The organism is Stenotrophomonas sp. CFBP 13724 (genome assembly GCF_014841975.1).
Classification (GTDB): Bacteria; Pseudomonadota; Gammaproteobacteria; order Xanthomonadales; family Xanthomonadaceae; genus Stenotrophomonas; species Stenotrophomonas lacuserhaii.
This window is the reverse complement of record NZ_JACYUW010000001.1, coordinates 2,287,040-2,299,541: the sequence shown is the minus strand read 5'-3', so window position 1 is coordinate 2,299,541 and position 12,502 is coordinate 2,287,040. Positions and strand designations below refer to the sequence as shown.

The window sequence follows — 12,502 nt, the reverse complement described above, 5'->3', positions numbered from 1 at the left end:
GCAGAAGCGGGAACTCGAGACTAGGCTGTTTATGATTCTTTAACAAGTCGTTGTCCTCCCCAGAACACGAACTCGCGAAGATGGTCGGCAGGCTGGGACGGAAACGGTTACTGAAGCCGCTCAGGGGCCGGCATGGAAGCTCCGGCACCGTGGAACAGTATCCCGAATTCCGTCAACGGAAAGTGATACTCCCGTCCGCAGAATTCGCATTTCACATCGACCGATCCCGTTGCCTCCGCCGCGGCGCGGGCTTCTTCTTCGCCCAGCGACTGCAGCATCGCCTCCACCCGCTCGCGCGAGCATGAACAGGCGAAGCGCAGCGGTTTGTCGCCCATCGCTTCCGGCTGTTCTTCATGGAACAGCCGGCGCACCAGCTCCTCGGCCGGAGTAGCCAGCAGTTCGGCGTTGCCCAGCGTTTCGAACAGGGCGCTGGTGCGGGTCCAGCCATCGGCATCGCCTTCTTCCCCCGGCAGCTTCTGCAGCAGCAGGCCCGCGGCGCTCTGTCCGTCTGCGGCGAGCAGCAACCGGGTGGGCAGCTGCTCGGACTGGCGGAAATAGTCCTCGAACGCCTCATCAAGGCTGGCTGCAGTGAGTCCGACCAGGCTCTGGTAGCGCTGTGGTTCGCGCGGATCCAGGCCGGGGTTTTCGATGGTGATGGCAAGCACGGCATCATCGCCCAGCGCGGTCAGCTCACGTGGCGCGTCCTCACCGTCGGCCACCCGCGCAATGCCACGCAGGGTGCCGGCGGCGGTGCATTCGGCGAAGAGCGTGCGCAGTGCGCTGCTGCTGCGCAGCTGGATGGACAGCCGCCCATCGACCTTGGTGTGGCCGGTGAACAGCGCCGCGGCCACCGTGGCCTCGCCCAGCAGGCCAGCGGCCACGGCCGGGTAGTCGCCGCGCGACAGGATTTCCTGCCAGGTGTCCCGCAGGCGCACGTGTACGCCACGAACGCCGGCATCGGGAAGCAGGAAGCGGAACAGGGTGTCGGTGTGGTCGGTCATGGATTCGGGGCCGCGCGTATATAAGGGAGGGGGCTTGCCGGATAATGTGCCGACAACCGTTTGAAAGAAGAGTGAGCCATCAATGGGGCCAGGGGAGCAGAACCACAAGGTAGAGGCTGTCGCGGCAAGGCCGCGCTGGCGCTGGCGGCGTCTGTTGTGGCTGCCGGTGCTGCTGGCTGCGTTCAGCGTGCTGCAGGTGCTGGTGCTGCGGTTCGTCGATCCGCCGCTTTCCACGGTGATGGTCTGGCGATACGGTGAAGCGCTGGGGCAGGGCGACGGGAAGTACCGCCTGCACCACCAGTGGCGCGACCTCGGACAGATGGCGCCCAGCCTGCCGATTTCGCTGGTGGCCGCAGAAGACCAGCGCTTCCCGCTGCACAACGGCTTCGACCTGCAGGCGATCGAGAAGGCGCGTGACCACAATGCGCGTGGCGGCCGGGTGCGCGGTGCCAGCACGATCAGCCAGCAGGTGGCCAAGAACCTGTTCCTGTGGCAGGGCCGCAGCTGGCTGCGCAAGGGCCTGGAGGTCTGGTACACGCTGCTGATCGAAACGTTCTGGCCGAAGCACCGGATCCTGGAAATGTACGCCAACATCGCCGAGTTCGGCGATGGCATCTATGGCGCGCAGGCGGCATCGCGGCAGTTCTGGAACAAGGACGCGTCGGCTTTGACCCCTGGCGAGAGCGCGCGACTGGCGGCGGTGCTGCCGGCGCCGCGTCGCTACAACGCAGCACGGCCGGGCCCTTACGTACAGCGCAGGGCGAATTGGATCCAGCGCCAGGCGCGCCAACTGGGCGGCGGCGGGTATCTGCAGGATGACTGAGTACAATCCTGCGATGCGCCCAGAACCACTGACCGTCGTCGTCGCCGCCTACAACGAAGAAGAGGCCCTGCCGAACCTGCACGAGCGGGTGTCGGCCGTGTTCGCCGGCCTGGCCGACGTCGACGGCCGCATGCTGTACGTGGATGATGGAAGCAGCGATCGGACCTGGCAGGTGATCTGCCAGCTGGCGCGCCAGGATGCGCGGGTTTCGGCGCTGCGGCTGTCGCGCAACTTCGGCAAGGAAGCGGCGTTGACTGCCGGGCTGGACCAGGTGCGCGAAGGCGCGGCCATGATCCTGGATGCCGACTGCCAGGACCCGCCGGAGTTGATCCCGGAATTCGTCGCGCGCTGGCGCGAAGGCTACGACAACGTATACGGCACGCGCCTGGCCCGCGCCGGGGAAAGCTGGACCAAGCGGGCCACGGCGAACATGTTCTATCGGGTGATCGGCCGCCTGTCGCCCACCCCGATCCCCGCCGACACCGGCGATTTCCGCCTGTTGTCATCACGCGCGCTGCGGGCGCTGGGCGAGCTCCGCGAGCGCCACCGCTTCATGAAAGGCCTGTTCAGCTGGGTCGGCTACAAGCGCATCGCAGTGCCCTACCAGCGCCATGCGCGGGTGATGGGCTCAAGCAAGTTCAGCCTGTGGCGGCTGTGGAATTTCGCGTTGGAAGGCATCACCAGCTTTTCCACCGTGCCGCTGCGGGCGGCAACCTATCTGGGATTGCTGACCGCTGCAGGCGCGTTCGTGTTCGCCATGGGCGTGGTGGTGAAGGCGGCGCTGTACGGCGACCGCGTCGCCGGCTGGCCGACGATGATGGCCGTGATCCTGTTCCTGGGCGGGGTGCAGTTGATCGCGCTGGGGCTGATAGGCGAGTACTTGGGCCGGCTCTACGAAGAGTCCAAGCAGCGTCCGCTGTACCTGCTTGACACCTGCATCGCCCCGGGCGTGGCAGACTCCGGGGGGCAACCCACCCTGGGAGGGCAGGCAGATGACAACAGTTCGGCAATTGTTGGACGGCAAGTCTCCTGAAGTGCATGCGGTCAGGCCGGATACGGCAGTGATCGAAGCGATCCGGCTGATGGCGGAAAAAAGCATCGGGGCGGTACTGGTGATGGATGGCCCGGTGCTGGCCGGCATCCTTTCCGAGCGTGATTACGCGCGGAAGATCGTGCTGCGGGACCGCTCCTCGCGCGATACGCGGGTAGAAGAAATCATGACGGCCAAGCTGGTGACCGTAGCGCCGACCGCGCAGGTTGCCCACTGCCTGCAGCTGGTTTCCGACCATCGCATCCGCCATCTGCCGGTGGTGGACAACGGCGGGGTGCTGGGCGTGATCTCCATCGGTGACTTGGTGAAGGCCGTCATCGATGCACAGGCGCAGGAGCTGGAACAGCTGCAGCAGTACATCGTGGCAGGCTGAGGCCTGATGGGATTGACGGCCAGCGGCCGTCACTACCCTCACTTGGCGTACTTGCCGCCGCAGTCGCTGTCCTTGCCCGGGCCGGGTTCGAAGGTCGCCAGCAAGGCGGCCGGCGGGGCGATGCTGCCCAGTGCCAGCGCGATCGCGCCACGCAGCCCGAGTGCCTTGAAGTCCGGCCGGAATCCGGGGTCCTTGAAGGTGCCACTGATCCGCAACGGCGAGCGCAGCGCCAGGATGCTGATGTCCTTCGGACGCGGCTTCAGCAGCAGGTCCATCTGCTCGTTCTTCAGGTTGACCGTGCCTTCGCCGACGATCAGCGTGTCGGTGGTGTCCACCGCCAGCGCCCGGCTGTCCATCAGCCCATCCTTTACCCCGAAGTCGGCGAAGGCGCAGCGCAGCGGTATCTGTTTGTCGCCGGTGAACAGGAATTTCAGCGATTCGGCAACGTCCAGCCCGGCCAGTTCCATGATCAGGTTGCCGACATGGCCCTTGCCCATGCCGACGGCCACGGTGCCGTCACTGCTGCCCAGCATGGCGGCGATCGAGTTGCCGTTGCCGGTGAGGTCGATTTCCCCGCCGATGCCGCCAGAGGCCTGTTCGGCCAGCTTCGCGTCCGGGAACAGCTGGCCAAGCTGCACGCGGCGCACGCTGGCCTTCAGTGACGTGGCGATCTGCGGGCGGCGCGCGTCCATGCGGACGGTGCTGCGGATGTCGCCGCCGGCCACGCCGAAGTTGAGCGGTTCCAGTCGCAACAGGCCGTCATCGAGGAAAAGATGCGCGTCCATGTCGTCCAGCGGCAGGCTGGGGGCGTTGATCCGCTGTGCCCGCAACCGCACGTCGGCGTCCATCGAGCGCAGCTTGCCGAGGTTGTACGGCGTGTCGGGCAGGATCGTCGGCTTGGCGGCCAGCCGCGCTGCTTCAGCCTTCTGCTCGGCATTGGCGGTCTCTTCGCCGCCGGTCTTCGGCGGTGCGCCGACGAATCCGGCCAGATCGTCGAAGTCCAGCCGCTTGGATACCAGATTGGCGGTCAGGCGCGGGCGCTCGCCACCGACTTCCACCTTCACATCGCCGCCGAGATCACTGTCGCCAACGGTGCCGTTGAACTTCTGGTATTGCCAGACCTGGTGGTCCCGGCTCAACTGGCCGTCCAGGCGATACGGCGGGGTGGAGGGCAGGGCGATGCCCAGCAGGGGATACAGGTCTTCCATATCCTGTCCACTCAACCGGAACTGCAGTTTGAACGTCTGGAACTGGAACGGGTTGATCAGGGTGCCGCTGGCCACGGCGTGGGTCGCGCCCGCGCGGCCGTCAAGGTGGATCCGGAATGGCTGCCCGCTGTGGGTCAGTTCCAGTGGGGATTCGGTATTTCCCCTCAGCGTGAATGCATTGCCCTGCCACTCGCCCTTGCCACTGACCAGCAGCGGTGGCGCAGCGTCGGCCTGCTTCGGCTCGCCACTGCGCACGGCGACCTGGATATTGGTACGGCCGCGCTCATCCAGGAACTGCAGGCGCCCGTCGTCGATATGCAGCCGACGTAACTGCATTGGTTCGCCCCCATTGCTCTCGCCCATGAAATCCCAATTGCCGGCCTGATCGGCCTTGGGCGCCGTCTGCAGCAGCGCATCCGGGCGGGTCAGGCGGATTTCCGGCAGCTGCACGCTGCCCCACAGCAGGGGCCACACCCGCACGTCGATTTCCACGCGATCCGCGCTCGCCATCTTCGGCTGTTTGGCCCATTCGGCATTGGCGAAGGTGATCGAGTCGGCGCGGATCGTGGTCACCCGCCCCAGGTCCACGTCCAGGTTGCCGATATGCAGCGCACGTCCGGTCTTGGCCTGCACCGCACGCTCCACCGGCCCTTTGAACCAGTTCCAGTCCCACAAGGCGATCAGCAGCAGGATCGCGGCGAGCAGGAACACCAGCACGGCGAGCCAGCGTTGCCCCCGCTTGGTGGTCGGACGGCGCGGGCGCCAGCGGGACGGACGTGCATCTACGGAGGGCGAGGTGTCGTTCACGCTTGCATGGTTGCCCGTTCATCGTGCACGGGGTGCGAAGTGGGCATTCGGATGATGTGCAGGGGGCTGATCGAACGGGTGAGACCCCCTCGCGGGTGGCTGTTGTTTGAAGCCGCAGCTGGGGTTGGGGCCGGTCGGGTGGGGTCTGCAGGACACGCCGCAAGTACATCCTTGTAGGCTGCATCGCCGCATCCATGCGGCTCAGCGTCCTGCAGACCCCACCCGACCGGCCCCCTGACAGGTCCCGGTGGCCGCGCCCGCGTATGAAAAAAAGAAAAAGCGGTTCCATGGCCGCCATGGACCTGTCGAAGGTGGGGCGGGGTGGGTTGGCGGGGGCGTTGAGCGCCATGGATGGCGCGAAACGAGGCCCGCAGGAGCGGCTCCTGCCGTCCCCCGCCAACCCACCCCGCCCCTCCAACAAGAAGCCCTGCAGCTGTTGACGTTGACGTTGAAGTTGCCTGCGCTTCTGCCTCAGTGCCGCGCGTAAGCGCAGAAAATCACAACACCTGCGCGGTCACCGCGACGAAGTGGCACACGCTGCCGCCGATCACGAACAGATGCCAGATCGCATGCGAATAACGGATCGATTCGCGGTGGTAGAAGTAAGTGCCCAACGTGTAGGACAGCCCGCCGGCCAGCAGCCAGCCCAGCGTCCCCAGGTCGATCGCCGCCAGCATCGGCTTGATCGCCACCACGATCAGCCAGCCCATCGCGATGTAGATGCCGGTCGACAGGGCCTTGAAACGGCCGGTGTAGAACAGCTTGAACACCACTCCGGCCAGGGCCAGCGTCCAGATCGCGGCGAACATGCTCCAGCCCCAGGGGCCGCGCAGACCGATCAGCATGAAAGGCGTATAGGTGCCGGCGATCAGCACATAGATCGCGCAATGGTCGAAGACCTTCAGTCGCCCCTTGGCTACAGGGTGCTGGATCGCGTGGTACAGCGTGGAGGCGGTGTACAGCAGCAGCAACGCCACGCCAAACACGATCGAACTGAACAGTTGCCAGCCATCGCCGTTGATGGCGGCCAGGGTGATCAACACGGCGCTGCCCGCCAGGGCGAACACCGCACCGAGGCCATGGGTCAGCGCGCTGGCGATTTCCTCGCGGATCGATTCAACAGAGGTCATGAAGGACGAGTGGGTCGCAGGGAGGGGGACCTGCATCCCCCCTATCATCGCCGCGATGGCCGACGCGTGCACGCCCGGCCACCACCGTGGTTCAGGACGTGGCGGTGTACGCCGCTTCACGGGTAGCGGAGAAGCGCACGTCCGGCGCGCGTTCCTGCGCCAGCTGCAGGTTGACCCGCGTCGGCGCCAGGTAGACCAGCTGCCCGGCCGCATCCACCGCCAGGTTCAGCGCGTTTTTCTCGCGGAACTCTTCCAGCTTCTTCTCGTTGCTGCAGGTGACCCAACGCGCGGTGACCACGCTGACCGGCTCGAAGGTGGCTTCCACGCCGTATTCGTCCTTCAGGCGGTACGCGGCCACGTCGAACTGCAGCACGCCGACCGCACCGAGGATCAGGTCGTTGCTCATCAGCGGACGGAAGAACTGGGTCGCGCCCTCCTCGGACAACTGCGCCAGGCCCTTCTGCAGCTGCTTGAGCTTGAGCGGGTCGCGCAGGCGTGCGCGGCGGAACAGTTCCGGGGCGAAGTTCGGGATGCCAGTGAAGGTGATCGCCTCGCCTTCGGTGAAGGTGTCACCGATGGAAATGGTGCCGTGGTTATGGATGCCGATGACATCGCCCGGCCACGCTTCGGCGGCGATCTCGCGGTCGCTGGCCATGAAGGTCAGTGCGTTGGCCAGCTTCATGTCCTTGCCGGTACGCACGTGCAGGGTCTTCATGCCGGCCGCGAACCGGCCCGAACACACGCGCATGAACGCCACGCGGTCGCGGTGCTGCGGGTCCATGTTGGCCTGGATCTTGAACACGAAGCCGGTCAGCTTGTTCTCCTGCGGCTGCACGGCGCGGCCGGTGCTGGCACGCGGCTGCGGCGACGGGGCATGTTCGACGAAGAAGTCCAGCAGCGGCTGCACGCCGAAGTTGTTCACGCCCGAGCCGAAGAACACCGGGGTCTGCTTGCCGGCGCGGTAAGCGTCCAGGTCGAACGGGTGGCTGGCACCCTGCACCAGTTCCAGTTCATCGCGCAGATCAGCCAGCATCTGCGCGCCGATCTTCTCGGCCAGGCCGGGCGAGTCGATGGACGGGAAGATGGTCGAGTCCTGGCGGGTGAAGTTGCGGCCCTGCTCGTACAGGTGCACCTCGCCGGTGATCAGGTGGACCACGCCTTTCAGGCGCTGCCCCATGCCGATCGGCCAGGTCACCGGAGCACACTGGATGCCGAGCACGCTTTCCACTTCATCCAGCAGGTCGATCGGTTCCTTGCCCTCGCGGTCGAGCTTGTTGATGAAGGTCATGATCGGCGTGTCGCGCAGCCGGCAGACCTCCATCAGCTTGATGGTGCGCTCTTCCACGCCCTTGGCCACGTCGATCACCATCAGCGCCGAGTCCACCGCGGTAAGCACGCGATAGGTGTCCTCGCCGAAGTCGGCATGGCCGGGTGTGTCGAGCAGGTTGACGATCTTGCCTTCGTAGGGGAACTGCATCACCGACGAGGTCACCGAGATGCCGCGCTCTTTTTCCAGCGCCATCCAGTCGGAGGTGGCGTGGCGTGCGGCCTTGCGGCCCTTGACCGAGCCGGCCATCTGGATCGCACCGCCGAACAGCAGCAGCTTTTCGGTCAGCGTGGTCTTGCCCGCATCAGGGTGGGAAATGATGGCGAACGTGCGGCGGCGCGCGGCTTCGGTGGCGACTTCGGACATGGCAGGGGGCGCCCGCCCGGGGCGCAGATCAATGAAGTAAGCCGATGATTATCGCCGAAAAAGGGGACGGAGGGGATTAAGACGTGAAAGCCGCGTTCGGGCCGAATGCGCCTTAATCCCCTCCGTCCCCTTTTTCGAAGTGGAGTTGGCCGCGTGGGGTGACGATGCGGACCGGGATCGACTCGAGCTGCGTGCCGCGCTGTCGCTGCACGGCGAAATGCAGGTGCGGGGCGGTGCTGTAGCCGGTATTGCCGGACAGCGCGATCGGCTGGCCGGCCTGCACCTGCTGGCCTTCACCTACCAGCACGCCCTCGTGCTGCAGGTGCGCGTAGACGGCCATGCTGCCGTCGTCATGGACGATGCGCACATAGTTGGCGCGATCGCGGTCACGCAGGGGGTCCAATCCATTGCCGCTGAAGCCCGCCTGCACCCGGGTCACCCGGCCGGCACGCGCGGCCAATACCGGCGTGCCTTCGGGCAGGGTGAAGTCCACTGCATGGCGGTTTTCGGCGTCGCGGTGGCTGAATCGGCCCTGTGGGGCCTGGCCCACGCTGAAGCGGCGGGCATCGAACGGTAACTGGTAAGCGAACGAATCCGCTGCGGGGGCGCCTGACAGACCCCAGCCGGCGCGCCAATCGATGGTATCTGCCGCCATCGCGGGCCGGGCACACAGGGGCAGCAGCATCAGGCAGCACAGCAGCAGGCGGCGCATTGACGATCAGCGTGGCAGCAGGAGGGCGGACTGTAGCAGCCCGCGCAGGGTCCGGTGGAAGTTGCGAATGAATCCATCTCTTCATCCGCATGAAGGGATTGACAGCCCCGGAATTCGCTGGCATCGTGGCTTCACCATCGAGACCGGCAGAGGGACAGGCCCTTTGAAGCCGGGGCAGCCCGCAGGCGCGCAAGCGTCAGCGTAGGTGCCAAATCCTGCGGGGACCCCGTGTCTACCGGAAGATGGTTCGAGCCGTGCCCCGAAAGGGCAGGACTTGGACGCGAGCCCCGCGAAGGCTCGATGGCCGTTTTCCTTATTGGATGCCGCCATGAGCTTCGCCCCCAACACCGCCCTCCGCCCCGACGCCTTTGTTCCCGTCAGCGTGCCGGTCGAAGACCGCGTGCATGCCGCACGCGGCGAGTTCGCCGCGGTGCTGGACATGCGCCATGCCGGCCCGCGTCCGATCCGCCTGCGCTATGAGTGGGTCGGCCCCGCCGATGCGCCGGTGGTGGTGCTGGCCGGTGGCATCTCGGCCAACCGCCACGTGGCGGCCAATGCGCAGTTCGGCGAGAAAGGCTGGGCCGAAGGCCTGGTCGGCCCGGGGCGGACCCTCGACCCGCAGCGGCTGCGCGTGCTGGCATTTGATTTCATCGGCGCCGATGGCGCGCTGGACGTGCCGATCGATACCGCCGATCAGGCCGATGCGCTGGCTGTCCTGCTGGATCACCTCGGCATCGCGCAGCTGCAGGCCTTCGTCGGTTACTCCTATGGCGCGCTGGTCGCCCAGCAGTTCGGCCTGCGCCACCGCCTGCGCGTGCAGCGGCTGGTGGTGGTCAGCGGTGCGCATCGTGCGCACCCCTACGCGGCCGCCTGGCGCGCCCTGCAGCGGCGTGCCGTTGCGCTCGGCCAGCTGCAGTGCAGTGACGAGAACGGCCTGGCCCTGGCGCGCCAGTTCGCGATGCTCAGCTACCGCACGCCGGAAGAGTTCAGCGAGCGCTTCGATGCCGCGCCGGAAGTGATCAATGGGCGCGTGCGCGTAGCCGCCGAAGATTACCTGGACGCGGCCGCCGCGCAGTACGTCGCGCGCACGCCGGTCACCGCCTGGCTGCGCCTGTCCGAATCCATCGACCTGCATCGCATCGAACCGGCGCAGCTGCTGCTGCCCACCGTGGTGGTGGCGGTGGAGGGTGACCGCCTGGTGCCGCTGGCCGACCTGGTCAGCCTGGTCGAAGGCCTGGGCCCGCGCGGCAGCCTGCGCGTGCTGCGCTCGCCCTACGGCCACGATGCCTTCCTGAAAGAAACCGATCGCATCGACGCGATCCTCGCCAACGCCATCCGCATCCCGGGAGAAACCGCATGAGCCACGACATCCACGGCACGCCGCCCTGTAGCCGCACCACCGCCGCGGTGCGCGCCGGCATCGACCGCGATACCGCCCACGGTGCGGTGACCCCGCCGATCGTACTGTCCTCCAACTTCAGCTTCGACGGCTTCGGCAACAAGCGCCAGTACGACTACACGCGCAGCGGCAATCCGACCCGCGACCTGCTCGGCGAGGCACTGGCCGAACTGGAAGGCGGCGCCGGTGCAGTGGTGACGGCCACCGGCATGGGCGCGATCAACCTGGTGCTGCAGGCGCTGCTGGGCCCGGAAGATACCCTGGTGGTGCCGCACGATGCCTACGGCGGCAGCTGGCGGCTGTTCAACGCGCTGTCCGGCAAGGGCCAGTTCAAGCTGGTCACCGCCGATCTGACCGACCCGCGTTCGCTGGCCCAGGCACTGGCCACCTCGCCGAAGCTGGTGCTGGTGGAAACCCCGTCCAACCCGCTGCTGCGCATCACCGACCTGCGCTTCGTCATCGATGCCGCGCACAAGGCCGGCGCGCGGGTGGTGGTCGACAACACCTTCCTTTCGCCCGCCCTGCAGCAGCCCTTGGCGTTCGGCGCCGACCTGGTCCTGCATTCCACCACCAAGTACATCAACGGCCACAGCGATGTGGTTGGCGGTGCGGTGGTCGCGCGCGATCCGGAACTGGCGCAGCAGCTCACCTGGTGGGCCAACGCACTGGGCCTGACCGGTTCGCCGTTCGATGCCTTCCTGACCCTGCGCGGCCTGCGCACGCTGGATGCGCGGCTGCGCGTGCACCAGGAAAACACCGCGGCGATCGTGCCGTTGCTGGCCGCCCATCCGGCAGTGAGCGCGGTGTATTACCCCGGCCTTGCCGACCACCCTGGGCATGCCATCGCCGCGCGCCAGCAATCCGGTTTCGGCGCCATGCTGTCCTTCGAGCTGGCGAGCTGCGACGGCGGCGATCCGCATGCGGCCGTGCGCGCTTTTGTCGATGGCCTGCAGTACTTCACCCTGGCCGAATCGCTGGGCGGCGTGGAAAGCCTGGTCGCGCATCCGGCAACCATGACCCATGCGGCGATGACCGTGCAGGCACGCCAGGACGCCGGCATCAGCGAGGGTCTGCTGCGGTTGTCGGTGGGTATCGAATCCGAACGCGACCTGCTCGCCGACCTTGCCGCCGCGCTGGATCGCGCCGCGGCGGTGGTCGACACACACGCCCGGCAGAAACAGGTCGTGGATGCATGAACGCCCAGGTCATCGAACTCTCGCACGCCACCCCGGGGCGACTGGCGTTGCTGGGAACCGGCACGGTGGGCACCGCGTTCGTCGTCCGTTACCAGGCGTTGCAGGCGCGCGGGCTCGTCTTGCCGCCGTTCCGTTGGTTGGCCAACTCGCGCGCGGTACTGGCCTGCGACGGTGCGCCGGAACGGCCACTGCATGAGATACAGCGCGCCCCACGGCTGGCGGCCGCAGCAGCGCCATGGAAGCAGGCCGACAGCCTGCACGCCGGCGACGTGGTGGTGGACGCGACGGCCAGTGAAAGCGTCGCCGCCGAACACGCAGGCTGGCTGGCGCGCGGCGTGCACGTGGTGACTGCCAACAAGCTGGGGCTGGGCGCGCAGCAGCAGCGTGCAGCGCAGATTGCGGCGAACTGTGCCGACAGCGGCGCGCGCTACGGCGACAGTGCGACCGTCGGAGCGGGCTTGCCGTTGCTGAGCAGCCTGCGCGCGCTGGTCGAAGGCGGTGACCGCATCCACCGCATCGAAGGCGTATTGTCCGGTTCGCTGGCCTGGTTGTTCCACCGCTACGACGGTAGCCAGCCGTTTTCGGTGGCCGTGCGCGAGGCGCTCGCTGCCGGCTTCACCGAGCCGGACCCGCGGCTGGATCTGTGCGGAGAGGACGTCCGGCGCAAGCTGTTGATCCTGGCGCGTGCCTGCGGACTGGCAGTGGACGATGGGCAGGTGAACATCGACTCGCTGGTGCCCGCGGCACTGGCCGCGCTGCCACCGGAGCAGGCACTGGCACAACTGGCGCAGCTGGATGAAGCCGTGCAGCAACGTTGGCGACGGGCACACATGGCGGGGCAGGTACTGCGCTTCATCGGCAGTGTCCAGCCTGGCGCCGCACGGGTGGGGCTGCAGTCGCTGGCCGCCGATCATCCGCTGGCATCGGGTGCAGGAACGGACAACCGTGTCGCGATACACAGCGATCGTTATCGCGATCAGCCGCTGCTGATCCAGGGCCCGGGAGCAGGCGCCGACGTCACGGCGGCAGCGCTGTTGGATGACGTGCTGCGTATTGCGCGAAATGGCCGCACGGGTCGCCGGTGAGACCGGTGATCTGGCTATTATCGA

The 12,502-nt window shown here is 66.9% G+C and carries 10 protein-coding genes, 1 pseudogene and 1 riboswitch; of the genes and pseudogenes, 6 read left to right on the top strand and 5 right to left on the bottom strand.

Features of this window, described 5'->3' with window-relative positions; all coding sequences use genetic code 11:
* Positions 1–107: 107 nt before the first annotated feature.
* Positions 108–1,001 carry an Hsp33 family molecular chaperone HslO gene (locus IFT63_RS10185; protein WP_192084007.1) on the bottom strand — a complete coding sequence of 298 codons (894 nt, stop codon included), beginning with the start codon at positions 999–1,001 and terminating at the stop codon, positions 108–110.
* Between the two features lie 82 nt (positions 1,002–1,083).
* On the opposite strand from IFT63_RS10185, the gene mtgA reads away from it, so the two are divergent.
* The 3 genes from mtgA to IFT63_RS10170 are packed head-to-tail and all read left to right on the top strand — an operon-like array spanning position 1,084 to position 3,248.
* Positions 1,084–1,824: a monofunctional biosynthetic peptidoglycan transglycosylase gene (gene mtgA, locus IFT63_RS10180; RefSeq protein ID WP_042615258.1), complete on the top strand. Its 741-nt coding sequence runs from the start codon at positions 1,084–1,086 to the stop codon at positions 1,822–1,824.
* A gap of 13 nt (positions 1,825–1,837) precedes the next feature.
* Positions 1,838–2,857 carry a glycosyltransferase family 2 protein gene (locus IFT63_RS10175; RefSeq protein WP_042615257.1) on the top strand — a complete coding sequence of 340 codons (1,020 nt, stop codon included), beginning with the start codon at positions 1,838–1,840 and terminating at the stop codon, positions 2,855–2,857.
* Complete coding sequence (locus IFT63_RS10170) at positions 2,817–3,248, top strand: CBS domain-containing protein (RefSeq protein WP_042615256.1); 432 nt, start codon at positions 2,817–2,819, stop codon at positions 3,246–3,248. Before IFT63_RS10175 ends, IFT63_RS10170 begins: the two co-directional genes overlap by 41 nt.
* Positions 3,249–3,286: 38 nt before the next feature.
* Here the strand turns inward: IFT63_RS10170 and IFT63_RS10165 are convergent, their stop codons facing one another.
* The 4 genes and pseudogenes from IFT63_RS10165 to IFT63_RS10150 form a co-directional block, all read right to left on the bottom strand.
* Complete coding sequence (locus IFT63_RS10165) at positions 3,287–5,173, bottom strand: AsmA family protein (RefSeq protein ID WP_235306096.1); 1,887 nt, start codon at positions 5,171–5,173, stop codon at positions 3,287–3,289.
* A gap of 587 nt (positions 5,174–5,760) precedes the next feature.
* Entirely contained in the window at positions 5,761–6,393 is a 633-nt protein-coding gene (locus IFT63_RS10160) for a hemolysin III family protein (protein ID WP_042613504.1), read from the bottom strand.
* Between the two features lie 91 nt (positions 6,394–6,484).
* Positions 6,485–8,086 carry a peptide chain release factor 3 gene (locus tag IFT63_RS10155; RefSeq protein ID WP_191771834.1) on the bottom strand — a complete coding sequence of 534 codons (1,602 nt, stop codon included), beginning with the start codon at positions 8,084–8,086 and terminating at the stop codon, positions 6,485–6,487.
* A 112-nt stretch (positions 8,087–8,198) separates the two neighbouring features.
* Positions 8,199–8,675: pseudogene (locus IFT63_RS10150) on the bottom strand (M23 family metallopeptidase); the annotation flags it as partial.
* A gap of 254 nt (positions 8,676–8,929) precedes the next feature.
* A riboswitch (SAM riboswitch) is annotated at positions 8,930–9,047 on the top strand.
* 79 nt (positions 9,048–9,126) lie between these two features.
* Here IFT63_RS10150 and IFT63_RS10145 point away from each other — a divergent pair.
* From IFT63_RS10145 to IFT63_RS10135, 3 genes are read left to right on the top strand one after another with little or no spacing between them, the layout of a single operon-like run.
* Positions 9,127–10,158, top strand: coding sequence for a homoserine O-succinyltransferase (locus IFT63_RS10145; RefSeq protein ID WP_042613502.1), 1,032 nt, complete (start codon positions 9,127–9,129; stop codon positions 10,156–10,158).
* Positions 10,155–11,393 carry an O-succinylhomoserine (thiol)-lyase gene (locus IFT63_RS10140; RefSeq protein ID WP_192084004.1) on the top strand — a complete coding sequence of 413 codons (1,239 nt, stop codon included), beginning with the start codon at positions 10,155–10,157 and terminating at the stop codon, positions 11,391–11,393. Before IFT63_RS10145 ends, IFT63_RS10140 begins: the two co-directional genes overlap by 4 nt.
* On the top strand, positions 11,390–12,478 hold the full coding sequence (locus tag IFT63_RS10135; protein WP_192084003.1) for a homoserine dehydrogenase: 1,089 nt from the start codon (positions 11,390–11,392) through the stop codon (positions 12,476–12,478). Before IFT63_RS10140 ends, IFT63_RS10135 begins: the two co-directional genes overlap by 4 nt.
* The last annotated feature ends 24 nt before the right edge of the window (positions 12,479–12,502 follow it).

Coding starts and splice junctions, on each gene's coding strand:
- IFT63_RS10140 (WP_192084004.1), top strand. CDS start 10,155: ATGAGCCACGACATCCACGGCACGCCGCCCTGTAGCCGCACCACCGCC.
- IFT63_RS10185 (WP_192084007.1), bottom strand. CDS start 1,001: ATGACCGACCACACCGACACCCTGTTCCGCTTCCTGCTTCCCGATGCC.
- IFT63_RS10160 (WP_042613504.1), bottom strand. CDS start 6,393: ATGACCTCTGTTGAATCGATCCGCGAGGAAATCGCCAGCGCGCTGACC.
- IFT63_RS10170 (WP_042615256.1), top strand. CDS start 2,817: ATGACAACAGTTCGGCAATTGTTGGACGGCAAGTCTCCTGAAGTGCAT.
- IFT63_RS10175 (WP_042615257.1), top strand. CDS start 1,838: ATGCGCCCAGAACCACTGACCGTCGTCGTCGCCGCCTACAACGAAGAA.
- IFT63_RS10155 (WP_191771834.1), bottom strand. CDS start 8,086: ATGTCCGAAGTCGCCACCGAAGCCGCGCGCCGCCGCACGTTCGCCATC.
- IFT63_RS10145 (WP_042613502.1), top strand. CDS start 9,127: ATGAGCTTCGCCCCCAACACCGCCCTCCGCCCCGACGCCTTTGTTCCC.
- mtgA (WP_042615258.1), top strand. CDS start 1,084: ATGGGGCCAGGGGAGCAGAACCACAAGGTAGAGGCTGTCGCGGCAAGG.
- IFT63_RS10135 (WP_192084003.1), top strand. CDS start 11,390: ATGAACGCCCAGGTCATCGAACTCTCGCACGCCACCCCGGGGCGACTG.